The organism is Pseudomonas entomophila (genome assembly GCF_029193575.1).
Taxonomy (GTDB): domain Bacteria; phylum Pseudomonadota; class Gammaproteobacteria; order Pseudomonadales; family Pseudomonadaceae; genus Aquipseudomonas; species Aquipseudomonas entomophila_G.
Map to the genome: position 1 here is coordinate 123116 of NZ_JARGCS010000047.1, position 22271 is coordinate 145386.

Consider the following 22271-nt stretch of genomic DNA (forward strand, 5'->3'; position numbering starts at 1 on the left):
CTTTCTATCAAAGCGAGGAGTATTTCTTGCGCAGGCGCTGGCGAATCAGCTCGGCCAAGGTGTTCATGACGAACGTGAACATCAGCAGCACGAGGGCGGCGAGGAACAGCACACGATAGTGGCTGCCGCCGACTTCCGATTCAGGCATTTCCACGGCCACGTTGGCGGCCAGGGTGCGCATGCCCTCGAACAGGTTCAGCTCCATCACCGGGGTGTTGCCGGTGGCCATGAGCACGATCATGGTCTCGCCCACCGCACGGCCCATGCCGATCATCAGCGCCGAGAAGATGCCCGGGCTGGCGGTGAGGATGACCACGCGGGTCAGGGTCTGCCACGGCGTCGCGCCTAGGGCCAGGGAGCCCAGGGTCAGGCTGCGCGGCACGCTGAACACGGCGTCTTCGGCGATCGAGTAGATGTTCGGGATGACCGCGAAGCCCATGGCGATACCAACCACCAGGGCGTTGCGCTGGTCGTAGGTGATGCCTAGGTCGTGGGTGATCCACAGGCGCATGTCGCCGCCGAAGAACCAGCTTTCCAGGAACGGGCTCATGTACAGGGCGAACCAGCCGATCGCCAGGATCACCGGGATCAGGATCGCCGCTTCCCAGCCATCCGGGATGCGCAGGCGGATCGACTCTGGCAGGCGGCTCCAGGCGAAGCCCGCGACCAGGATGCCGACCGGCAGGATCAACAGCAGGCTGAACACGCCTGGCAGGTGGCCCTCGAGGTACGGCGCCAGGAACAGGCCGGCGAAGAAGCCGAGGATCACCGTCGGCATCGCTTCCATCAGCTCGATCACCGGCTTGACCTTGCGGCGCATGCCCGGGGCCATGAAGTAGGCGGTGTAGATGGCGGCGGCGATGGCCAGCGGGGCAGCGAGGATCATCGCGTAGAACGCGGCCTTCAGGGTACCGAAGGTCAGCGGCGACAAGCTCAGCTTGGGCTCGAAGTCGGTGTTCGACGCGGTGGACTGCCAGACGTACTTCGGCTCGTCATAGTTCTCGTACCACACCTTGCCCCACAGCGCGCTGAAGGAAACTTCCGGGTGCGGGTTGCGCAGGCTCAGCGGCAGCAGCTTGCCGCCTTCCTCGATGACGATGCGGTTGGCGCGTGGCGACAGCGCCAGGGTGCCGGCGCCCGGGGCCACCGGCTCGACCAGCAGGGTGCGGTGCGCGGTGCTGTGGAACACACCGAGCTTGCCCTCGGTGTCCAGGGCGATGAAGCCCTTGCGGCGCTCCTCGGCATCGATCTGGGCGATCGGCGCCTTGCCCAGCTGGAAGCTGCGAATCAGCTTCAGGCGCGACTCGCCATCCGGGTCGCGGGCCATGAACCACTGGCTCAGGCCGCCCTTGGAGTCACCGAAGATCAGCGAGATGCCACCGACTAACTGGCCGCTGGCGGTGATTTCGGCATTGCCGTCCTCCAGCAGCTTGTAGCGGCCATTGAGGCTCTTCTCGCGCAGGCTGAAGACATCCGCCTGGGCACGCCCGTTGAGCACGTACAGCCACTGCTGGCGCGGGTCGACGAAGATGGCTTTGACCGGCTCGGTCATCTGCGGCAGATCGATGCGGTTCTGCTCGGTGCTGACCTCGCCGGTCATCATGTTTTCCGTGCGTTCCAGCTTCACCACTTGCAGGTGCGAGCCGCTGGAGCCGGCCAGCAGCAGGGTCTCGCCGTTGACGTTGAGGCTCACATGCTCCAGGGCGTTGCCCTGGTCGTCGAGCACGAACGGCTGCTGACCGTAGGGGTAGTCGATGCCCGGCTCGATGGTCTTCTTGTTGTCCGGGTAGGTGATCTTGTAGGCGTGGTGGAACACCAGTGCCTGGCCGTTGGACAAGCCCAGCACCACCAGCGGGCTGCCCGGCTGGTCGCTGCCGATCGAGCTGACCTGGGTGCCCGCTGGCAAGGGCAGGTCGACGCGCTTGAGCTCGTTACCGGTCTTGGTGTCGAAGAACAGCGCCTGGCCTTTGTCGGAAACCCGCATGCCGACGAGGTTCTGCTCCTCGAGGGCGATCATCAGCGGCTTGCCGGCATCCTGTTGCAGCCAGGTTGGTTCCAGGGCCTTCTTGCTGGTCAGCTCGGCGCCCTGGAACAGCGGCAGCACCACATAGGCCAGGTAGAAGAAGATCAGCGTGATCGCCGCCAGCACGGCAAGCCCGCCCACCAGTACGTACCAGCGGGTCAGGCGGTCCTTGAGGGCGCGCATGCGGCGCTTGCGTTGCAACTCGGGCGTATTGAAGTCAATCCGCACGGGAGGGGAATTTTGGGTCATTGTGGAGTTGGCCAGATCATTCATGCGCACACCCTAGCGGTCCCGTATGACAGAAACATGACAATGCAGTGACGCAAAAAAGCCCGACGCTCAGGCACCCTGGCTTCGGACTGATGAATTCGTGAAAGAGGCCGGCGCATCAGGGTGCCGACCCCTTCCCGGTTACTGCTTACTTCTTGGCAACGTTGGCGCTGTGGGACAGGCCCAGGTCAGCCAGGGTCTTCTCGACCACTTTGGCCGGCAGCGGGATGTAGCCATCCTTCACCACGACCTGCTGGCCAGCTTGCGACAGCACCAGCTTGACGAACTCGGCTTCCAGCGGGGCCAGAGGCTTGTTCGGGGCCTTGTTGACGTAGACGTACAGGAAGCGCGACAGCGGGTACTTGCCGTTCAGGGCGTTCTCTTCGGTGTCCTCGATGAACTCGCTGCTGCCTTTCTTGGCCAGGGCCACGGTCTTGACGCTGGCGGTCTTGTAGCCGATGCCCGAGTAGCCGATGCCGTTCAGCGAGGAACTGATCGACTGCACGACCGACGCCGAGCCAGGCTGTTCGTTGACGTTAGGCTTGAAGTCGCCTTTGCACAGGGCTTCTTCCTTGAAGTAGCCGTAGGTGCCGGATACCGAGTTGCGGCCGAACAGCTGGATTGGCTTGTTGGCCAGGTCGCCGGTCACACCCACGTCGCCCCAGGTCTTGACGTCGGCCTTGCCGCCGCACAGACGGGTGGAGGAGAAGATCGCATCGACCTGTTCCATGGTCAGGTGCTGGATCGGGTTGTCCTTGTGCACGAACACGGCCAGGGCGTCGACGGCGACCGGGATGGCGGTCGGCTTGTAGCCGTACTTCTGCTCGAAGGCCTGCAGCTCGACGTCCTTCATCTTGCGGCTCATCGGGCCCAGGTTGGCGGTGCCTTCGGTCAGCGCGGGTGGCGCGGTGGAGGAGCCGGCGGCCTGGATCTGGATGTTTACGTTCGGATATTCCTTCTTGTAGGACTCGGCCCACAGGGTCATCAGGTTCGCGAGGGTGTCGGAACCGACGCTGGAGAGGTTGCCCGATACGCCAGTGGTCTTGGTGTAGGTCGGGATTGCAGGATCGACAGCGGCGACCGCATTGGCGGTGGCAACGCCAGCGGCGGCAAAGGTCAGGGCCGCCATCAAACGCTTCAGTTTCATGCCTTGCTCCTAGCAGGAATATTGGGTGTGTTGGATGGATCGGGCCCAAGTATCAGCAGGCCGCATGAACACGATATGACTTGAATGTGACAATTGGATGAAAGGCCATCACCGGGTATCCGGGATGGCCTTTTCAGGGTGTTGCAGGGGAAAGGATTTGCGGGGCGGATGGCCCTATCGCGGGCTTGCCCCGCGATAGGGCCGGCACCGACGCCTCAGCGCTTGTTGACCAGCAGATAGATCCCGACAAACAGACCGACGGTACACAACCCCGCCACGTAATACGCCGGCGCCATCGGGCTGAACTTGAGCAACGAGGTGACTACCAACGGCGTCAACCCGCCAAAGATCGCGTAGGCCACGTTGTAGGAGAACGACAACCCACTGAAACGCACCACCGCCGGGAACGCCTTGACCATCACATACGGCACCGCGCCCACCAGCCCGACGAACAAACCGGTCAGGGCATACAGCGGGAACAGCAGGTCCGGCCGGGTCGGCAGGCTGTGGTAGAAGGCCCACGACGACGCCAGCAGCGCCAGGCTGCCGATCACGAACACCCGGCCCGCGCCGAAGCGGTCGGCCAGGCTGCCCGCGCCGATGCAGCCCAGGCTGAGCAGCACGATCGCCAGGCTGTTGGCCTTCAGCGAATCGGTAGGGCTGACGTGGTAGAGGCTTTGCAACAACGCCGGGGTCATCAGGATCACCACCACGATGCCGGCCGACAGCAGCCAGGTCAGCAGCATCGACAGGATGATCGCGCCACGATGGTCACGCAGCACCGCGCGCAGCGGCAGCTCCTCGGCCAGCGCCTTGCGCTGCTGCATCTCGGCGAACACCGGGGTCTCGTGCAACCACTGGCGCAGGTATACCGCGAACAGGCCGAACACACCGCCCAGCAGGAACGGGATGCGCCAGGCGTAGTCAGCCACTTCGGCAGGGGTATAGACGGTGTTGATCAGCGTGGCCACCAGCGAGCCCAGCAGGATGCCCGCGGTCAGGCCGGCGGTCAGGGTGCCACAGGCGTAGCCGGTGTTGCGCGCCGGCACGTGCTCGGAGACGAACACCCAGGCGCCCGGCACCTCGCCGCCGATCGCCGCGCCTTGCACCACGCGCATCAGCAGCAGCAGGATCGGCGCCCACAGGCCGATCTGCGCGTAGGTCGGCAGCAGGCCCATGATCAGGGTCGGCAGCGCCATCATGAAGATGCTCAGGGTGAACATCTTCTTGCGCCCAAGCAGGTCGCCAAAGTGCGCCATGATGATCCCGCCCAGGGGGCGCGCCAGGTAGCCGGCGGCGAAGATGCCGAAGGTCTGCATCAGGCGCAGCCACTCGGGCATGTCCGCCGGGAAGAACAGCTTGCCCACCACCGTGGCGAAGAACACGAAAATGATGAAGTCGTAGAACTCCAGCGCTCCGCCGAGGGCGGACAGTGAGAGGGTTTTGTAGTCACTGCGGGTCAGCGGCCGCGAGGGCTGCTCGATACTGTTCGGCACGGAGGTCATGGACGGTCTCTTTATAGGGCTTGCAGGCCGCGTTGGGCACGGCTTCTGGACTGGGAACCGGGAAGATAACAAATTGCCGTGCGCCGCTCATAGCGATACAAAAACCCTACAGTTATTCATCAATGCACGGTCGTCGCTGGCTTTTTGCGTCTATATACTGCCTGCTCGTGGGAAAAGGTTGCTCTGGATGTGGGATGTTGTGCGAAAACGCCCGTCTTAAAGTGCTCGGGCGGTTTCGCAGAGTTTCCCTTTGGCCGCCCACCGAAGCGAAATCAGCGTAGTATGTTTCCGGCTGAATCGTTTTTTAAGGCGTCCGTCACTGCGCCAACCAACGAAGCGTCACGGGTCAGAGGCCCCACGACATGATTGAGCTCGAACAAGAAGATCCTATCCCGCAGGGCGACCTTGCCTTGCAGATCACTGCGCTGCCCCGTGAAACCAACGGCTTCGGCGATATTTACGGCGGCTGGCTGGTCGCCCAGATGGACCTGGCCGGCACCGCCATGGCCAGCCGCGTCGCCGGTGGCCGGGTGGCCACGGTGGCGATCGACCGCATGGCCTTCCTGGTGCCGGTGGCCGTGGGCGCGCAACTGTCGTTCTATACCCAGACCCTGGAGATCGGCCGCAGCTCGATCCAGATGATGGTCGAGGTGTGGAGCGACGACCCGCTGTCCAGCGAATGGCGCAAGGTCACCGAAGCGGTGTTCGTGTTCGTCGCCATCGACGGCAGTGGCCGCACCCGCTCCGTCCCTCGTCGCTGAGCCAGGCGCGCGGTAAACTCGTTGCATCACGCGAGGTCCAACGGCCTCACCCGTAATCGACGAGACAAGCGCATGGCTACCTTCCAGGTCGAAACCGAGCAACACGGCGAACTCAACTGCTGGCGCATCACCAGCGACCGCGCCGAACTCCTGATCGCCCAGCAGGGCGCGCAGATCCTCAGCTACCAGCGGCTGGGCGAGCCGCCGCTGCTGTGGCTCAGCGACCAGGCCATCTTCCGCCAGGGCAAGTCAGTGCGCGCAGGCGTGCCGGTGTGCTGGCCATGGTTCGGCATCTTCGAACGCAACCCCGAGTCGGTGAAAAGCCAGTACCAGGGCGCGCAGCCCCCGGCCCATGGCCTGGTGCGTGGGCGTGACTGGCAGTTGCTGGGGGTCGAGGAACGTGGCGACGCCTTGCGCATCGAGTTCACCCTGCCCGAAGCCCGCGGCGACCTGCCGGGGTGGCCGCATGTCGTTGAACTCAAGCTGACCATCGAGCTGGGCGAGCAACTGAGCGTGACCCTGACCAGCCATAACCAGGGCAACCACAGCGTGACCCTCAGCCAGGCGCTGCACAGCTACTTTGCCGTCAGCGATGTGCGCCAGGCACGGGTCGAGGGTGTCGACGGCTTGGCCTATATCGAAACCCTGGCCAACTGGGAACAGCGCCAGCAGCAAGGCGCGCTGGGCTTTACCGGCGAGACCGACCGCATCTACCTCGACACCCCTGCGCAACTGAGCATCGTCGACCCGCACTGGAGCCGGCGCATCACCCTGCGCGCCAGCGGCTCACGCACGGCGGTGATCTGGAACCCCTGGACCGACCGCGCCCGCGACCTGCCGGACATGGCCGACGATGGCTGGCAGCGCATGCTGTGCATCGAGACGGCGAACGTGTGGGATGACGTGGTGGAGCTCAAGCCAGGGGCGAGCCACTCGATGGGGGTGAGCATCGGGAGTGAAGCGATCTGATCCACAGCATCGGGGCCGCTGCCCGGCCCCGGCAACCTCAGAGGTCAGCGTCCTCGACCACCCTCACCTTCCCCGCATCCAGCGCATAGGCCGCATCCGCCAGGTCATTGCTGACCTTCTCCACCTTCAACGTGCCGGTCACCCACAGCGGCGTGTAGATATCGGCGATCTTCAACCCCTTCGGGTAGCGCACCAGCACCAGCTGGTTCGGCGGCGGCGGCGGCACGTGGATGCACGCCCCTGGGTACGGCACCAGGAAGAACAGTGTGCTATTGCCCTTGGCATCGCTCTCCAGCGGCACCGGGTAGCCGCCCAGGCGGATCTGCTTGCCGTTCATGGCGGCGACGGTCTTGGTCGAATACATCACCGCCGGCAGGCCCTTGCTCTGCTTCAGGCCGCCCTTCTGGTCGAAGATGCCGTTGGCCTCGGGGGAGTTGTGGTCGATTTCGGGCATGGCTTCGAGGGCCTTCTGGTCCGACTTGGGCATCAGCTCCAGCCAGTCGGTCTCGGGCAGCTCGGCATGGGCCAGGGTGCTGGCCAGCAACAGGGGAAGGAGAAACAACGCACGCATGGCAATGCTCGGCAACTCAGGTGAATTGCCGCGCATTCTAGCCTGTGTTCAGCGTTTCTTGATGAATCCGTAGATCACCAGCAGCACGATGGCACCGACCAGCGCGCCGAAGAAGCCCGCCGCCTGCCCGGCCTGGTAGATGCCCAGGGCTTGACCGCCGTAGGTGGCGACCAGGGAGCCGGCGATACCGAGGAGGATGGTCATGATCCAGCCCATGCTGTCGTCTCCCGGTTTCAGGAAGCGCGCCAGCAGGCCGACGATCAGGCCGATGAAGATGGTTCCAATGATGCCCATGGCAATCCCTCTGCAGTGAAATGGAACACGCCAAAGCCTAGACAGTGCTTTGGCGTGTTGCCATCTCAGAGGGTGCGGCCCCGGCAGAAGTTCGATCAGCCGGCGATCAACGCCTCTACTTCGGCGATCTTGGCCTCGAGGGTGGCCATGTCCTGGCAGCGCAGGGTGGCGTGGCCGACCTTGCGCCCGACCTTGAAGGCCTTGCCGTAGTGGTGCAGGTGGCAGTCGTCGATGGCCACGACCTTGTCCACCGCCGGCACTTCGCCGATGAAGTTGAGCATGGCGCTCTCGCCGACCTTGGCGGTCGAGCCCAGCGGCAGGCCGGCGACCGCCCGCAGGTGGTTCTCGAACTGGCTGCACTCGGCGCCTTCGATGGTCCAGTGCCCGGAGTTGTGCACGCGCGGGGCGATTTCGTTGGCCTTCAGGCCACCGTCGACCTCGAAGAACTCGAAGGCCATCACGCCGACGTAGTCGAGCTTTTGCAGCACGCGGCCGACGTAGTCCTCGGCCAGCGCCTGCAGCGGGTGGCCCTGGCTGGCCACGGACAGGCGCAGGATGCCGCTCTCGTGGGTGTTGTGCACCAGCGGGTAGAAGCGCGTTTCGCCATCGCGGGCACGCACGGCGACCAGCGAGACTTCACCGGTGAACGGCACGAAACCTTCCAGCAGGCACGGCACGCTGCCCAGTTCGGCGAAGGTGCCGACCACGTCCTCGGCGCTGCGCAGGACCTTCTGGCCCTTGCCGTCGTAGCCCAGGGTGCGGGTCTTGAGCACCGCCGGCAGGCCGATGCTGGCCACCGCGGCATCCAGGTCGGCTTGCGAGAGGATGTCGGCGAAGGCCGGGGTCGGGATGCCCAGGTCGCGGAACATGCTCTTCTCGAACAAGCGGTCGCGGGCGATGCGCAAGGCCTCGGCGCTCGGGTAGACCGGCACGAACTGCGACAGGAAGGCCACGGTCTCGGCCGGGACGCTCTCGAACTCGAAGGTCACCAGGTCGACTTCGTCGGCCAGCTGGCGCAGGTGGTCCTGGTCGCCGTAGTCGGCGCGCAGGTGCTCGCCCAGCGGGGCGGCGCAGGCGTCCGGGGCCGGGTCGAGGAAGGCGAAGTTCATGCCCAGCGGGGTGCCCGCCAGGGCCAGCATGCGGCCCAGTTGGCCGCCACCGATTACACCGATCTTCATGTCGTTAGCCTCAAGCCTGGCGCGGGTCCGGGTTGTCCAGGACGGTTTCGGTCTGCTCCGTGCGGAACTGCTTGAGCGCCGCGTGGTACTGCGGGTGCTTGGCACCCAGGATGCTCGCCGACAGCAGTGCGGCGTTGATCGCGCCAGCCTTGCCGATGGCCAGGGTGGCGACCGGGATGCCGGCCGGCATCTGCACGATCGACAGCAGCGAGTCGACGCCCGACAGCATCGAGGACTGCACCGGCACGCCCAGCACCGGCAGGTGGGTCTTGGCGGCGCACATGCCTGGCAGGTGGGCGGCGCCACCAGCACCGGCGATGATCACCTCGATGCCACGGCCCTCGGCCTCCTCGGCGTACTGGAACAGCAGATCCGGGGTACGGTGGGCGGAAACCACCTTCACCTCGTAGGGAATGCCGAGTTTTTCCAGCATATCGGCGGTGTGGCTAAGGGTGGACCAATCGGACTTGGAGCCCATGATCACGCCAACCAGTGCACTCATCGTCGAGCCTCTTCGCTTGTGCGCCCTTGGGCGCGTCAAAAAACAACAAGCCACGCGGGACGACCGGCGTGGCTTGTTTGCTGATCACGACCGGAAACGCATCCGGTCAAAGGGCCGCGCAGTATACCGTAACGCGGTGCCTTAAAGGCACCCCGGCGACCAACTGTCGCCCTTATTTTTCGGGGCCTTGACTGACTTTCAGGTCAACTGCGCCGGCCATCGCGCCACCTTCCAGCTTGCGCCACAGCAAACGCACGTTGGCCTTGCGCACCAGGGCGCAGCGGTACAGGCGGATTTCCAGCGGCACGTGCCACTGGCCGCCACCGCAGATCACCAGCTCACCGCGCTCCAGCTCGCCGCGCATCGACAGCCGTGGCACCCAGGCGATGCCCATGCCTTCCAGGGCCATGCTCTTGAGACTGTCGGCCATGGCGGTTTCATACACCGTGGTATAGCGCAGGTTGCGCTGGCGCAGCAGCAGGTTGACCGAACGACCGAGGAAGGCCCCGGCGCTGTAGGCCAGCAGCGGCACGCTGCCCTCGCCTTCGAGGTCGAACAGCGGCTTGCCGTCGGCACCCACCGCGCACACCGGCAGCATCTCGGTGGTGCCCATGTGCAGGGACGGGAAGATCTCGGCATCCATCTGCAAGGCGGCGTCCGGGTCGTAGAACGCCAGCATCAGGTCGCAGCCGCCCTCACGCAGGGCATGCACGGCATCCCCGACGTTGGTGGCCACCAGGCGGGTGGCGATGTTCAGGCCGTCGTTGCGCAGTTGCGCCACCCAACGGGGGAAGAAGCCCGAGGCCAGCGAATGCGCGGCGGCGACCTGGATCACCTCGCCCTGCCCGCCTTCAAGGTGATGCAAATGGCGGAGAACTTCGCTCAACTGGTCGACAACGGTACGCGCAGTGACGAGAAACAGCTGCCCCGCCTCGGTCAATTCGATCGGGGTGCGGGAACGGTTGACCAAGGTCAGCCCCAGGGCGGCCTCCAGGCTGCGAATGCGGCGGCTGAACGCCGGCTGGGTCACGAAACGCCGCTCCGCCGCCTGGGAAAAACTGCGCGTGGCGGCCAGGGCGCTGAAATCTTCCAGCCATTTGCTTTCAAGGTTCATGCACTGCTCCGAAGGCGCGCACCAAAATGGAACACGCTCGATTGTCAATCGGCGTCACATCAATCCGTATGCCGTTTGTGCATAGGTTAGCGTGCAACAGCATTGGCCGCAAAATCCGCCGAGACCTAGGATTGGCGGCATTCCGGCAGGTGCCGGGTTTAAATCGAGATGATATCCGTCATGTCCTCCGCTGCATCGTTCCGCGTCGAAAAAGACCTGCTTGGTACCCTTGAAGTCCCTGCCGATGCCTACTACGGCATCCAGACCCTGCGCGCTGCCAACAACTTCCATCTCTCCGGTGTTCCGCTGTCGCACTACCCGAAGCTGGTCGTGGCCCTGGCCATGGTCAAGCAGGCCGCTGCCGACGCCAACCGTGAGCTGGGCCATCTGAGCGATGCCAAGCATGCCGCCATCAGCGAGGCCTGCGCCCGCCTGATCCGTGGTGACTTCCACGAGCAGTTCGTGGTGGACATGATCCAGGGCGGCGCTGGCACCTCGACCAACATGAACGCCAACGAGGTCATCGCCAACGTTGCGCTGGAGATCATGGGTCACCAGAAGGGTGAATATAAGTACCTGCACCCGAACAACGATGTGAACATGGCGCAGTCGACCAACGACGCCTACCCGACCGCCATTCGCCTGGGCCTGCTGCTGGGCCACGATGCCCTGCTGAGCAGCCTCGACAGCCTGATCCAGGCCTTCGCCGCCAAGGGCCAGGAGTTCGACCACGTACTGAAGATGGGCCGTACCCAGTTGCAGGACGCCGTGCCGATGACCCTGGGCCAGGAATTCCGCGCCTTCGCCACCACCATGACCGAAGACCTGCAGCGCCTGCGCTCGCTGGCCCCGGAACTGCTGACCGAAATCAACCTGGGCGGCACCGCCATCGGCACCGGCATCAACGCCGACCCGGGCTACCAGGCCCTGGCCGTGCAGCGCCTGGCAGCCATCAGCGGCCAGCCGCTGGTACCGGCCGCCGACCTGATCGAAGCCACCTCCGACATGGGCGCCTTCGTGCTGTTCTCCGGCATGCTCAAGCGCACCGCGGTCAAGCTGTCGAAGATCTGCAACGACCTGCGCCTGCTGTCCAGCGGCCCGCGCACCGGCATCAACGAGATCAACCTGCCGGCACGCCAGCCGGGCAGCTCGATCATGCCAGGCAAGGTCAACCCGGTGATCCCGGAGGCCGTCAACCAAGTCGCCTTCGCCATCATGGGCAACGACCTGGCACTGACCGTCGCCGCCGAAGGTGGCCAGCTGCAGCTGAACGTGATGGAGCCGCTGATCGCCTACAAGATCTTCGACTCGATCCGCCTGCTGCAACGCGCCATGGACATGCTGCGCGAGCACTGCATCGTCGGCATCACCGCCAACGAACAGCGCTGCCGTGAACTGGTCGAGCACTCGATCGGCCTGGTCACCGCCCTGAACCCGTACATCGGCTACGAAAACGCCACCCGTATCGCCCGCGTCGCCCTGGAAACCGGCCGCGGCGTGCTGGAACTGGTGCGCGAGGAACAGCTGCTGGACGAAGCGATGCTCAACGACATCCTGCGTCCGGAAAACATGATCGCTCCCCGTCTGGTTCCGCTGAAGGCGTAACCCGACCGCTGTAGACGTCTCACCAGGTCGAGGGACTAGACACCTCTCAACCTTTCAAGGGCCCGAGCGCACGCTCCGGGCCCTTTTTTTATGTCTGCCCCCACGTTGGCGAGGTTGCGCCAGACGGCACACAACTTGCTCCATAATGCCCCTCAGCCCAACGGGATGCCGAGCATGCTGCACAGCCACCTGACCACCCTCAATGCCGTCTCGCTGATCCTCAACGTGTTCCAGGAGGAGGGCTGCGCGGCGTCCGCCTTGTTGGCCGGCAGCGGCATAGGCCCGGCCGACCTGGGCCTGCCGGACGCGCGCATCACCACCCAGCAAGAGCTGCAGGTGTGCGCCAACGCCGTGGCCCGCCGCGAGGAGATCGGCCTGGAGCTGGGGCGGCGCATGCATGTGTCGTGCTACGGCATGCTCGGTTACGCCCTGCTCTCCAGTGCCACTTTGGGTGACGCCCTGCGCCTGGCGCTGCGCTATCCGGCACTGCTGGGAACAATCTTCCAACTGCGCCTGGTCGACGATGGCCAGCGCGTCTGGCTCAGCGCCAGCGACTACCGCGAAAGCCCGGCACTGGCCGCGTTCAATGCCGAATTCTGCCTGGTGTCGCTGAAAGTCATCTGCGACGACCTGCTCGGCCGCCCGCTGCCGCTGCTCGGCGCGCGCTTCGAACATGCACGCCCTGGCTACCACCCGCTCTACGCCGGTGCATTCGTGTGCCCGCTGGAGTTCGGTGCCAGCGACAACGCCTTCGCCTTCGAACGCCGCTGGCTGGACATGCCGCTGCCGCTGGCCGACCCGATCACCCACAAGGCCATGAGCGAGCGCTGCCGCCTGCTGAACCTGGAATTCACCGGACGCCAGGCCTGGCTGGGGCGGATTCGCCAACTGCTGCTCCAGCAACTGGATGCCGCGCCCGGCCTGGAGGGGCTGGCGCGCCAGATGAACTGCTCGTCGCGCACCCTGCGCCGCCACCTGCAGGCGATGGGCAGCAGTTATCAACAGCTGCTCGACGAACTGCGCTTCGAACGTGCCAAGCAGTTGCTGGCCGAGGACCAGATGCCGATCTACCGTATCGCCGAGCGTCTGGGGTTCAGCGAGACGGCGAGTTTCCGGCATGCGTTCCAGCGCTGGAGTGGCGTCGCTCCCAGCCATTATCGGGGGTAGTCGGTGCAGAACCTGAGCGGGCTCGTCCCGCGATAGCGCCCGCACAGACTACCCACAACCGCCCGTTGGCCACATCGATCCCCTTTTGGCCGTTTCCGTCGTTCTCCCCCACTGGGCCACCTCCCACAATGAGGCCACGCCAGTAACCCCGGAGAACAAAAAATGCTGACGATCTATTCCGATGACCATCGCCTGCACCACGGCCGCTGCGAGCTGATCGACGGCAAGCTGATGCCGTGCTTCGAGATGCCCTCGCGCGCCGACCACGTCCTCGCCCAGGTGGAAGAACGCCACCTCGGCCCGGTCAAAGGCCCCGACGACTTCGGCCGCGCCCCGCTGCTGCGGGTGCACAGCGCCGCCTACCTGGACTTCTTCGAAGGCGCCTGGGCGCGCTGGGCGCAGATGGGCCAAGAGGGCGACCTGCTGCCCTACACCTGGCCCGCCCGCACCCTGCGCCACAAGAAACCCACTGGCCTGCATGGCGAACTGGGCTACTACAGCTTCGACGCCGGCGCGCCGATCACCGTCGGCACCTGGCAGGCCGCCTACAGCGCCGCCCAAGTCGCCCTGACCGCCCAGGCCGCGATCCAGCAAGGCGCCCATTGCGCCTTCGCCCTGTGCCGGCCACCGGGGCACCACGCCGCCGCCGAAGTGATGGGCGGCTACTGCTACCTGAACAACGCCGCCATCGCCGCCCAGGCGTTCATCGACCAAGGCCAGCGCAAGGTCGCCATCCTCGACGTCGACTACCACCACGGCAACGGCACCCAGGACATCTTCTACGACCGCGCCGACGTGTTCTTCGCCTCGATCCACGGCGACCCGCAGGACGAGTTCCCGTTCTTCCTCGGCTATGCCGACGAGACCGGCACGGGTGCCGGCGAAGGCTGCAACGTCAACTACCCGCTGCCCGCCGGCAGCGGCTGGGCCGCCTGGAGCAGCGCCCTGGACGACGCCTGCCAGCACATCGCCGCCTTCGATGCGGACGTGCTGGTGGTCTCCCTGGGCGTGGACACCTTCAAGGACGACCCGATCTCGCAGTTCAAGCTCGACAGCCCGGATTACCTGAAGATGGGCGAGCGCATCGCCGCGCTGGGCAAGCCGACCCTGTTCGTGATGGAGGGCGGCTACGCGGTGGAGGAAATCGGCATCAACGCGGTCAATGTGCTGGAAGGCTTCCAGCGCGCCCAGCCAGGAGCCTGATCATGGTCCGTCTCAAGCGTCTGCTCGCTCCGCTCGTCGCCGCCAGCCTGTTCGCCGGGGCCCTTTCGGCCCAGGCCGAGCCGCGCACGCTGCGGGTATACAACTGGTTCGACTACATCACCCCGCAAACCCTGACCGACTTCCAGAAGGACGGCCAGGTCAAGCTGATCTACGACATCTTCGACACCAACGAGGCGCTCGAGGCCAAGCTGCTCACCGGCAACTCCGGCTACGACGTGGTGGTGCCGTCCAACGTGTTCCTGGCCAAGCAGATCGAGGCTGGGGTGTTCCAGCCGCTGGACCGCGCCAAGCTGCCGAACTGGCAGCACTTGGACCCGGCCCTGATGAAGCTGATCGAGGCCAACGACCCGGGCAACCAGTTCGCCGTGCCCTACATGTATGGCACCGTGCTGATCGGCTTCAACCCGGACAAGGTCAAGGCAGTGCTCGGCACCGACGCCCCGGTGGACAGCTGGGACCTGATCTTCAAGGAAGAGAACATCGCCAAGCTCAAGCAGTGCGGCGTGGCCCTGCTCGACTCGCCGTCGGAGGTGCTGCCGCTGGCCCTGAAGTACCTGGGCCTGGACCCCAACAGCAACCAGCCCGAGGACTACAAGAAGGCCCAAGCGCTGCTGCTGAAGATCCGCCCGCACATCACCTACTTCCACTCCTCCAAGTACATGGCCGACATCGCCAACGGCGACATCTGCGTGGCGGTGGGCTATTCGGGCAGCTTCTCGCAGGCCGCCAACCGTGCCCGCGAGGCGAAGAACGGCGTGGTGGTGGACATGCGCCTGCCCAAGGAAGGCGCGCCGATCTGGTTCGACATGCTGGCGATTCCGAAAGGCGCGGCGAACCCGCAAGACGCCCATACGTTCATCAACTACCTGCTGCGCCCTGAGGTGATTGCGCCGATCAGTGATTTCGTCGGCTACCCGAACCCCAACAAGGATGCGACCGACAAGGTCAACCCGGAAATCCGCAACAACCCGAACCTGTACCCCACGGCGGAGGCGATGAAGACGCTGTATACGCTCAAGCCGTTGTCGCGTGACGGTGAGAGGGCGCGGACCCGGGCCTGGACACGGATCAAATCCGGGACCTGAGCCGCCCCCATCGCGGGGCAAGCCCCCCACAGGAATCACACCATCCCTGTAGGAACGGGCTCGCCCCGCAATGGGGTCGCACAGCGGCCCCCGCTATCGCCAGGCCCTGCGCAAGCGCATCAACGCCTCGGCGATTTCCCCCTCCGGCACCGCCGCGAATCCCAGTACCAACCCTGCGCGCTTATCCACAGGCTCTTCGCTGTCCTCCAGCCAATACCGGCTCAGTGGCTGTACCTCCACACCGACCGCCTCGGCCAACGCCACCAGCGCCTGCTCGCGCGCGAAGTTATCCACAGCCACCTTGACGTGCAGCCCCGCCGCCACCTCCGGCATCGCCCCCAACCCCGGCACATCCGTCGGCCAGCCGGCCTTGAGCACATTGCGCCGCGCCAACGCCGCCCGGCGCATGCGGCGGATATGCCGCTGGAAATGCCCCTGGGCCATGAACTGCGCCATCACGCACTGGCTGCCAACCTCCGAGTGCCGCACCGCCAGTGCCCGCCCTTGACTGAAGGCCTGCACCAGCCGCTGCGGCAACACCAGGTAACCTAGACGCAACGCGGGAAAGGCGACTTTGCCGAAGGTGCCCACGTAGATCACCCGGCCCTGCCGGTCCAGCGCCGCCAGAGGGGCCAATGGCGCGCCGCTGTAGCGGTATTCGCCGTCGTAGTCATCCTCGATCACCCAGCCGTCCTGGCGCTCGGCCCAGGCCAGCAACGCCAGGCGCCGGGCCAGGCTCATGGTGACGCCGGTGGGGTACTGGTGCGCCGGGGTCACGTAGGCCAGCCGGCAGTCGCGCAGGCGCGCCAGGCGCTCGCAGTCCAGCCCCTCGTCATCCACCGGCACGCCCCGCACCTTCGCCCCGGCCAAGGCGAAGGCATGCCCGGCCGCGCGATACCCCGGGTTTTCCACAGCCACCTCCTCGCCGGGTTGCAGCAGCAACTGTGCACAAAGGCTGATGGCCTGCTGTGCACCACTGGTGATCACAATTTGCTCAGCCGTGCAGGAGAGGCCGCGCGAACGGCGCATGTAGGTCGCGATCAATTCACGCAGCAGGGGTTCGCCCGCAGGGTCACCATAGCCGAGCAGCGCAGGGTCGGGGTCGCGCCAGAAACCCGCTTGCAGCTTGGCCCAGACGTCGAACGGGAACAGGTCGAACGCCGGAATGCCGACGCGAAACGCCCTCGGCGCGCCTGTCGGCGGCGCGGCAAGATGGTGATTTTTCAGGCGGTCCAACGCCCCTGTGGAGCGGCTCGAACTGGACAAATCCTCAGTATCATTCGCTGAAAATGTGGATAAACCTGTTGATAACCCCAGGGATAACCTTGTGGGTAACTGTGTGGATAGTTTCGGCAGCTGACTGACGTAGGTGCCATCGCCCACCCGGCTTTCGATATAGCCTTCGGCATACAACTGGTCGTAGGCGCGCACCACGCTGTTGCGCGACAGCGCCAGCACCGTCGCCAGGTCGCGGGTGGCAGGCAGGCGCGTGCCGCTGCCCAGACGGCCATCCAGCACCCGCGCGCGCAGGGCCTGGTACAACTGCTGGCTGAGGCCACGGCGGCGGTCGAGCACAATGCCGGCGGGGTCGAAAGGCAATGCGAAGGGGGGCTCGCTCATGGTATTGGACCTATCAAATCAGTCGGTAATGGCTCTTACACTAGACCAATACCCTGCCTAGGATGGTGCCAATCGACAAGGGACAGCACCATGTACAACGCCAAGCCCCACCAGGAACACGACCTCGAACACCTGCACCGGCAGATGCACGACACCCGCCTCGCCCTGCTGGTCAGCCACGGCGCCCAGGGCCTGCTGGCGACCCACCTGCCGGTGCTGCTGGCGCCCGAGGAAGGCGAGTTCGGCACGCTCTACGCCCACCTGGCGCGGGCCAATCGCCAGTGGCAGGACCTGGCGCAAGGCGGCGAGGCGCTGCTGGTGTTCCCCGGTGCCGATGCCTATGTCAGCCCCAGCTTTTATCCGAGCAAGACAGAAAACCCCAAGGTAGTGCCCACCTGGAACTACCTCTCGGTGCACGCCTACGGCGCGGTGGAGGTGATCCACGACGCCCCGCGCCTGCTGGAGATCGTCAGCCGCCTCAGCGACCGCCACGAGCAGGGCCGCGCCGAACCGTGGCAGGTCAGCGACGCACCCTCCGACTACATTGACGGCATGCTCCGCGCCATCGTCGGCATACGCCTGCCCATCGGCCGCCTCCAGGGCGCGCGCAAGCTCAGCCAGAACCGCTCGGCCGAGGACATCGCCGGCGTGCGCGAAGGGTTGGGCGCCAGCAGCGACCCCCGGGACAACCAACTCGCGGCGCAGATGCGCCACCTCTGAAGGAAAGCACCATGCCGAGTGTCACGATCCGCCCGGTCAGCGCCAACGACCACGCCGCCTGGCAGCCCCTATGGCAGGCCTACCTGCGCTTCTACCAGACCACCCTGGCCGACGAGGTCAGCCAGACCGCCTGGCAGCGCATCATCGAGCCCAGCGAACCGACCAACGCGGCGCTGGCCTGGGTCGATGGCAAGGCGGTGGGCATGGTCAACTGGATCTACCACCGTTCCAACTGGAGCATCGAGAACGCCTGCTACCTGCAAGACCTGTACGTGGAGGGCGAACAGCGCGGCCTGGGCATCGGTCGCCAACTGATCGAACACGTCTACGCCACGGCCAAGGGGGCGGGCTGCATCAAGGTGCACTGGCTGACCCACGAGACCAACGACACCGCCATCAGCCTGTACGAGCAGGTGGCCGAGCGTCCGGGGTTCATTCAATTTCGCAAAGCGCTGTAGGACGAGACAGATCATGACCCAATCGCTGAACTGGCAACCGGCCAAGACCCCTCAGGCGGAACCGCTCGAGGGCCGATTCATCCGCCTGGAGAAACTCGACCCGGCGCGCCATGGCGACGACCTCTGGGAAGTCCTGCAAGGCCCGGGCTCGGACCCTGTGCTGTGGGACTACCTGCCCTATGGCCCGTTCAACGAGCGCGGCGCGTTCGATCGCTGGCTGCAAGGCAATGCCGCCAGCCGCGACCCGCTGTTCTACAGCGTCGTCGACCTGGCCAGCGGCCAGGTGCAGGGCATCCTCAGCTACATGTCGATCGTGCCCGAGCAGGGCCGCTTCGAGCTTGGCCACATCGCCTTCGGCGCGGCCATGCAGCGCACCCCCAAGGGCACCGAGGCGGTGTACTTGCTGGGCAAGCTCGGCTTCACGCTGGGCAACCGGCGCCTGGAGTGGAAGTGCAACGACGCCAATGCCCGCTCCAAGCGGGCGGCGGAGCGGTTCGGTTTCGTCTTCGAGGGGGTGTTCCGCCAGCACATGGTGGTGAAGGACCAGAACCGCGACACGGCCTGGTATTCGATCACCGATGGGGAGTGGCCGGCGGTGGCGGCGGGGTTCGAACGCTGGTTGAGCACGGAGAACCAGCGGCCTGAAGGCCAGGTGAAAACCCTGGAAGCGTGTCGCCAGAGCTGACGCAATCGCCGGGCAAGCCCGCTCAGGGACGGTGGTCAACCTGTAGATGGGCCCTGAAACCCAACACAAAAAAAGGGGAGCATCCGCTCCCCATGAGGTTAACCGCTTCTAGCCGAGGGCCTCGCTCAGCCCTCGATCTCGATCAGGATCTCGCCCGGCGTCACCCGGTCGCCCTTGGCCACGTGGATCGCCACGACCTTGCCGGCGATAGCCGCCTGCACTTCGGTCTCCATCTTCATCGCCTCGGTGATCAGCACCGCCTGCCCCGCCTTGACCACGTCGCCTTCCTTGACCAGCACATCGACGATGTTGCCCGGCATGGTGGTGCTGACATGGCCCGGCCCGCTGGCCTGCTTGCGCTTGCTGCTGCCGCCGCCGACGAAGTCGTTGAGCGGCTCGAACACCACCTCTTCCGGCATGCCGTCGATGGACAGGTAGAAGTGCCGCTTGCCTTCGGCCTTCACGCCCACGCCGGTGATGTCGACGCGGTAGGTCTCGCCGTGCACGTCGATGACGAACTCGGTCGGCACACCTTCACCGCTGGCCGAGGCCACCGCGCCGGCTTCCGGAATCGGCAGCAGGGCTTCGGGCTTGAGGGTGCCGGCTTCGCGTTCTTCGAGGAACTTGCGGCCAATGTCCGGGAACATGGCGAAGGTCAGCACGTCTTCCTCGCTGTGGGCCAGGTTGCCGATGTCGGCGCGCAGCTTGGCCATTTCCGGCTTGAGCAGGTCGGCCGGGCGCACATCGATAACCTCTTCGCTGCCGATCGCCTGGCGGCGCAGCTTCTCGTCGACCACGCCCGGCGCCTTGCCGTAGCCGCCTTGCAGGTACAGCTTCACCTCGTTGGTGATGGTCTTGTAGCGCTCGCCGGCCAGCACGTTGAAGAACGCCTGGGTGCCGACGATCTGCGAGGTCGGGGTGACCAGCGGCGGGAAGCCGAGGTCTTCGCGCACCCGCGGGATCTCCGCCAGCACTTCGTTCATGCGGCTGAGCGCGCCCTGCTCCTTGAGCTGGTTGGCCAGGTTGGAAATCATCCCACCCGGCACCTGGTTGACCTGCACGCGGGTGTCCACGGCGGTGAACTCGCTTTCGAACTGGTGGTACTTCTTGCGCACGGCGTAGAAGTACAGGCCGATCTCCTGCAGCAGCTCCAGGTCCAGGCCGGTGTCGAACTCGCTGCCCTTGAGCGCGGCGACCATCGACTCGGTGCCTGGGTGGCTGGTGCCCCAGGCGAAGCTGGAGATCGCGGTATCGATATGGTCAGCACCGTTCTCCACTGCCTTGAGCTGGCACATGGCGGCCAGGCCGGCGGTGTCGTGGGAGTGGATGAACACCGGCAGCGACTGCTCGGCCTTCAGCGCCTTGACCAGCTCGCCAGTGGCGTAGGGGGTCAGCAGGCCGGCCATGTCCTTGATCGCCACCGAGTCGCAGCCCATGGCTTCCATCTGCTTGGCCTGCTTCACGAAGGCATCGATGGTGTGCACCGGGCTGGTGGTGTAGGCGATGGTGCCCTGGGCATGCTTGCCAGCGGCCTTGACCGCTTCGATGGCCACGCGCAGGTTACGCACGTCGTTCATGGCGTCGAAGATGCGGAACACATCGATGCCGTTGACCGCGGCCTTGGCCACGAAGGCCTTGACCACGTCGTCGCTGTAGTGGCGGTAGCCCAGCAGGTTCTGGCCGCGCAGGAGCATCTGCAGGCGGGTGTTGGGCAGCGCGGCGCGCAGCTTGCGCAGGCGCTCCCACGGGTCTTCCTTGAGGAAGCGCACGCAGGCGTCGAAGGTGGCGCCACCCCAGACTTCCAGCGACCAGTAGCCGACCTTGTCGAGCTTGTCGCAGATCGGCAGCATGTCTTCGGTGCGCATGCGGGTGGCCAGCAGGGACTGGTGGGCGTCGCGCAGGATCGTGTCGGTGACAAAGATTTTCTTGGACATTGGGGTATTCCTCACAGGCCTGCGTGGGCGGCGATGGCGGCGGCGATGGCCAGGGCCAGCTCTTCGGGTTTGCGCTTGATCGAGTAGTTGGTCAGTTCCGGGTGGCTTTCCACGAAGCTGGTGTTGAACTGCCCGCTACGGAATTCCGGGTTGCGCAGGATTTCCTGGTAGTACGCGGCGGTCGTCTTCACGCCTTGCACGCGCATGTCGTCCAGGGCCCGCAGGCCGCGGTCCATGGCTTCTTCCCAGCTCAGCGCCCAGACCACCAGCTTCAGGCACATGGAGTCGTAGAACGGTGGGATGGTGTAGCCGGTGTAGATCGCCGTGTCGGTACGCACGCCCGGGCCGCCGGGGGCGTAGTAGCGGGTGATCTTGCCGAAGCTGGGCAGGAAGTTGTTCTTCGGGTCTTCGGCGTTGATGCGGAACTGCAACGCGTAGCCACGGTGCTGGATGTCTTCCTGCTTGACCGACAGCGGCAGGCCCGAGGCGATGCGGATCTGCTCGCGAACGATGTCGATGCCGGTGATTTCCTCGGTGATGGTGTGTTCCACCTGCACCCGGGTGTTCATCTCCATGAAGTACACCTCGCCATCAGCGAGCAGGAACTCCACGGTACCGGCATTCTCGTAGTTCACCGCCTTGGCCGCGCGCACCGCCAGGTCGCCGATGTAGGCGCGCTGCTCGGGGGTCAGCTGGGGGCTTGGGGCGATCTCGATGAGCTTCTGGTTGCGCCGCTGGATCGAGCAATCGCGCTCGAACAGGTGCACCACGTTGCCGAAGCTGTCACCGAGGATCTGCGCCTCGATGTGCTTGGGGTTGACGATGCATTTTTCCAGGAACACTTCCGCCGAGCCGAAGGCCTTGGTGGCCTCGGAAATCACCCTGGGGAAATTCTGCTCCAGTTCCTCGCGACTGTTGCAGCGGCGAATGCCGCGGCCGCCGCCACCGGAAGTGGCCTTGAGCATCACCGGGTAGCCGATGCGGTCGCCTTCGCGCAGGGCCTCGTGGATGTCGGCGACGTTGCCTTCGGTGCCCGGGGTGACCGGCACGCCGGCCTGGATCATGGTGCGGCGGGCTTCGGTCTTGTCGCCCATGCGGCGAATGACGTCGGCGGCCGGGCCGATGAACTTGATCCCGCGTTCGGCGCAAACTTCCGCAAGCTCGGCATTTTCCGAAAGGAAACCGTAGCCTGGGTGCAGGGCGTCGCAGCCGGTTTCCACCGCGAGGTTCACCAGCTTGCGCGGGTTCAGGTAGCCGGCCAGGGGCTCGGCACCGATGCTGTAGGCCTCGTCGGCGCGCTTGACGTGCAGGGCATGACGGTCGGCGTCGGAAAAGATCGCCACCGAGCGAATGCCCATCTCGGCGCAGGCGCGCACGATCCGAACTGCGATTTCACCCCGGTTGGCGATCAGGATTTTTTTTATCACTGGAGTCTTCCC

At 65.3% G+C, this 22271-nt stretch carries 20 protein-coding genes; 9 read left to right on the top strand and 11 right to left on the bottom strand.

Going from position 1 to position 22271, the window contains the following annotated elements:
* Positions 1–7: 7 nt before the first annotated feature.
* The 3 genes from P0Y43_RS22055 to P0Y43_RS22065 all read right to left on the bottom strand — a co-directional run bounded on the left by P0Y43_RS22055 (position 8) and on the right by P0Y43_RS22065 (position 4945).
* Positions 8–2296, bottom strand: coding sequence for an ABC transporter permease subunit (locus P0Y43_RS22055; RefSeq protein ID WP_275639389.1), 2289 nt, complete (start codon positions 2294–2296; stop codon positions 8–10).
* Between the two features lie 145 nt (positions 2297–2441).
* On the bottom strand, positions 2442–3440 hold the full coding sequence (locus P0Y43_RS22060; RefSeq protein ID WP_275639390.1) for a phosphate ABC transporter substrate-binding protein PstS: 999 nt from the start codon (positions 3438–3440) through the stop codon (positions 2442–2444).
* A gap of 215 nt (positions 3441–3655) precedes the next feature.
* Positions 3656–4945, bottom strand: coding sequence for an MFS transporter (locus P0Y43_RS22065; protein ID WP_275639391.1), 1290 nt, complete (start codon positions 4943–4945; stop codon positions 3656–3658).
* 362 nt (positions 4946–5307) lie between these two features.
* On the opposite strand from P0Y43_RS22065, the gene P0Y43_RS22070 reads away from it, so the two are divergent.
* A complete protein-coding gene (locus tag P0Y43_RS22070) occupies positions 5308–5706 on the top strand; it encodes an acyl-CoA thioesterase (RefSeq protein WP_275639392.1) in 399 nt (132 codons plus the stop codon).
* Positions 5707–5778: 72 nt separating this feature from the next.
* A complete protein-coding gene (locus P0Y43_RS22075) occupies positions 5779–6675 on the top strand; it encodes a D-hexose-6-phosphate mutarotase (protein WP_275639393.1) in 897 nt (298 codons plus the stop codon).
* A gap of 37 nt (positions 6676–6712) precedes the next feature.
* On the opposite strand, the gene P0Y43_RS22080 is transcribed toward P0Y43_RS22075, so the two are convergent.
* From P0Y43_RS22080 to P0Y43_RS22100, 5 genes are all read right to left on the bottom strand, one after another.
* Positions 6713–7282, bottom strand: a complete 570-nt coding sequence (locus tag P0Y43_RS22080; RefSeq protein WP_275639394.1) for a DUF3299 domain-containing protein — start codon at positions 7280–7282, stop codon at positions 6713–6715.
* A gap of 12 nt (positions 7283–7294) precedes the next feature.
* Complete coding sequence (locus P0Y43_RS22085) at positions 7295–7540, bottom strand: GlsB/YeaQ/YmgE family stress response membrane protein (RefSeq protein ID WP_054892962.1); 246 nt, start codon at positions 7538–7540, stop codon at positions 7295–7297.
* A gap of 95 nt (positions 7541–7635) precedes the next feature.
* Positions 7636–8718, bottom strand: coding sequence for a 5-(carboxyamino)imidazole ribonucleotide synthase (locus P0Y43_RS22090; RefSeq protein ID WP_275639395.1), 1083 nt, complete (start codon positions 8716–8718; stop codon positions 7636–7638).
* A 10-nt stretch (positions 8719–8728) separates the two neighbouring features.
* Positions 8729–9220, bottom strand: a complete 492-nt coding sequence (gene purE, locus P0Y43_RS22095) for a 5-(carboxyamino)imidazole ribonucleotide mutase (protein WP_186670110.1) — start codon at positions 9218–9220, stop codon at positions 8729–8731.
* 172 nt (positions 9221–9392) lie between these two features.
* A complete protein-coding gene (locus P0Y43_RS22100) occupies positions 9393–10334 on the bottom strand; it encodes a LysR substrate-binding domain-containing protein (protein ID WP_275639396.1) in 942 nt (313 codons plus the stop codon).
* 180 nt (positions 10335–10514) lie between these two features.
* Here P0Y43_RS22100 and aspA point away from each other — a divergent pair, with 180 nt between their 5' ends.
* The 4 genes from aspA to P0Y43_RS22120 all read left to right on the top strand — a co-directional run bounded on the left by aspA (position 10515) and on the right by P0Y43_RS22120 (position 15415).
* Positions 10515–11939, top strand: a complete 1425-nt coding sequence (aspA, locus tag P0Y43_RS22105; protein WP_275639397.1) for an aspartate ammonia-lyase — start codon at positions 10515–10517, stop codon at positions 11937–11939.
* 174 nt (positions 11940–12113) lie between these two features.
* Positions 12114–13106, top strand: coding sequence for an AraC family transcriptional regulator (locus P0Y43_RS22110; protein ID WP_275639398.1), 993 nt, complete (start codon positions 12114–12116; stop codon positions 13104–13106).
* A gap of 162 nt (positions 13107–13268) precedes the next feature.
* Positions 13269–14309: a histone deacetylase family protein gene (locus P0Y43_RS22115; protein WP_275639399.1), complete on the top strand. Its 1041-nt coding sequence runs from the start codon at positions 13269–13271 to the stop codon at positions 14307–14309.
* A gap of 2 nt (positions 14310–14311) precedes the next feature.
* Positions 14312–15415, top strand: coding sequence for a polyamine ABC transporter substrate-binding protein (locus P0Y43_RS22120; RefSeq protein ID WP_275639400.1), 1104 nt, complete (start codon positions 14312–14314; stop codon positions 15413–15415).
* 93 nt (positions 15416–15508) lie between these two features.
* On the opposite strand, the gene P0Y43_RS22125 is transcribed toward P0Y43_RS22120, so the two are convergent.
* Positions 15509–17035, bottom strand: a complete 1527-nt coding sequence (locus tag P0Y43_RS22125; protein ID WP_275639401.1) for a PLP-dependent aminotransferase family protein — start codon at positions 17033–17035, stop codon at positions 15509–15511.
* A 90-nt stretch (positions 17036–17125) separates the two neighbouring features.
* Between P0Y43_RS22125 and P0Y43_RS22130 the strand changes: the two genes are divergently transcribed.
* From P0Y43_RS22130 to P0Y43_RS22140, 3 genes are read left to right on the top strand one after another with little or no spacing between them, the layout of a single operon-like run.
* Positions 17126–17755, top strand: a complete 630-nt coding sequence (locus P0Y43_RS22130) for an FMN-binding negative transcriptional regulator (RefSeq protein WP_275639402.1) — start codon at positions 17126–17128, stop codon at positions 17753–17755.
* Between the two features lie 11 nt (positions 17756–17766).
* Positions 17767–18213 carry a GNAT family N-acetyltransferase gene (locus P0Y43_RS22135; RefSeq protein ID WP_275639403.1) on the top strand — a complete coding sequence of 149 codons (447 nt, stop codon included), beginning with the start codon at positions 17767–17769 and terminating at the stop codon, positions 18211–18213.
* Between the two features lie 13 nt (positions 18214–18226).
* A complete protein-coding gene (locus P0Y43_RS22140) occupies positions 18227–18898 on the top strand; it encodes a GNAT family N-acetyltransferase (RefSeq protein WP_275639404.1) in 672 nt (223 codons plus the stop codon).
* 125 nt (positions 18899–19023) lie between these two features.
* Here the strand turns inward: P0Y43_RS22140 and oadA are convergent, their stop codons facing one another.
* Together oadA and P0Y43_RS22150 are read right to left on the bottom strand one after the other, a co-directional pair.
* The gene (gene oadA / locus P0Y43_RS22145) at positions 19024–20832 is read right to left on the bottom strand and encodes a sodium-extruding oxaloacetate decarboxylase subunit alpha (RefSeq protein ID WP_275639405.1); all 1809 of its coding nucleotides are present in this window, start codon (positions 20830–20832) and stop codon (positions 19024–19026) included.
* A gap of 11 nt (positions 20833–20843) precedes the next feature.
* A complete protein-coding gene (locus P0Y43_RS22150) occupies positions 20844–22259 on the bottom strand; it encodes an acetyl-CoA carboxylase biotin carboxylase subunit (RefSeq protein WP_275639406.1) in 1416 nt (471 codons plus the stop codon).
* Between the last annotated feature and the right edge of the window lie 12 nt (positions 22260–22271).

Excerpts from the sequence above, each read along its gene's own strand:
- P0Y43_RS22055 (WP_275639389.1), bottom strand. The coding sequence starts at position 2,296 with ATGAATGATCTGGCCAACTCCACAATGACCCAAAATTCCCCTCCCGTG.
- P0Y43_RS22070 (WP_275639392.1), top strand. The coding sequence starts at position 5,308 with ATGATTGAGCTCGAACAAGAAGATCCTATCCCGCAGGGCGACCTTGCC.
- P0Y43_RS22115 (WP_275639399.1), top strand. The coding sequence starts at position 13,269 with ATGCTGACGATCTATTCCGATGACCATCGCCTGCACCACGGCCGCTGC.
- P0Y43_RS22110 (WP_275639398.1), top strand. The coding sequence starts at position 12,114 with ATGCTGCACAGCCACCTGACCACCCTCAATGCCGTCTCGCTGATCCTC.
- P0Y43_RS22075 (WP_275639393.1), top strand. The coding sequence starts at position 5,779 with ATGGCTACCTTCCAGGTCGAAACCGAGCAACACGGCGAACTCAACTGC.
- P0Y43_RS22135 (WP_275639403.1), top strand. The coding sequence starts at position 17,767 with ATGCCGAGTGTCACGATCCGCCCGGTCAGCGCCAACGACCACGCCGCC.
- P0Y43_RS22080 (WP_275639394.1), bottom strand. The coding sequence starts at position 7,282 with ATGCGCGGCAATTCACCTGAGTTGCCGAGCATTGCCATGCGTGCGTTG.
- P0Y43_RS22120 (WP_275639400.1), top strand. The coding sequence starts at position 14,312 with ATGGTCCGTCTCAAGCGTCTGCTCGCTCCGCTCGTCGCCGCCAGCCTG.
- P0Y43_RS22100 (WP_275639396.1), bottom strand. The coding sequence starts at position 10,334 with ATGAACCTTGAAAGCAAATGGCTGGAAGATTTCAGCGCCCTGGCCGCC.
- P0Y43_RS22065 (WP_275639391.1), bottom strand. The coding sequence starts at position 4,945 with ATGACCTCCGTGCCGAACAGTATCGAGCAGCCCTCGCGGCCGCTGACC.
- aspA (WP_275639397.1), top strand. The coding sequence starts at position 10,515 with ATGTCCTCCGCTGCATCGTTCCGCGTCGAAAAAGACCTGCTTGGTACC.
- P0Y43_RS22140 (WP_275639404.1), top strand. The coding sequence starts at position 18,227 with ATGACCCAATCGCTGAACTGGCAACCGGCCAAGACCCCTCAGGCGGAA.
- purE (WP_186670110.1), bottom strand. The coding sequence starts at position 9,220 with ATGAGTGCACTGGTTGGCGTGATCATGGGCTCCAAGTCCGATTGGTCC.
- oadA (WP_275639405.1), bottom strand. The coding sequence starts at position 20,832 with ATGTCCAAGAAAATCTTTGTCACCGACACGATCCTGCGCGACGCCCAC.
- P0Y43_RS22090 (WP_275639395.1), bottom strand. The coding sequence starts at position 8,718 with ATGAAGATCGGTGTAATCGGTGGCGGCCAACTGGGCCGCATGCTGGCC.
- P0Y43_RS22085 (WP_054892962.1), bottom strand. The coding sequence starts at position 7,540 with ATGGGCATCATTGGAACCATCTTCATCGGCCTGATCGTCGGCCTGCTG.
- P0Y43_RS22060 (WP_275639390.1), bottom strand. The coding sequence starts at position 3,440 with ATGAAACTGAAGCGTTTGATGGCGGCCCTGACCTTTGCCGCCGCTGGC.
- P0Y43_RS22125 (WP_275639401.1), bottom strand. The coding sequence starts at position 17,035 with ATGAGCGAGCCCCCCTTCGCATTGCCTTTCGACCCCGCCGGCATTGTG.
- P0Y43_RS22130 (WP_275639402.1), top strand. The coding sequence starts at position 17,126 with ATGTACAACGCCAAGCCCCACCAGGAACACGACCTCGAACACCTGCAC.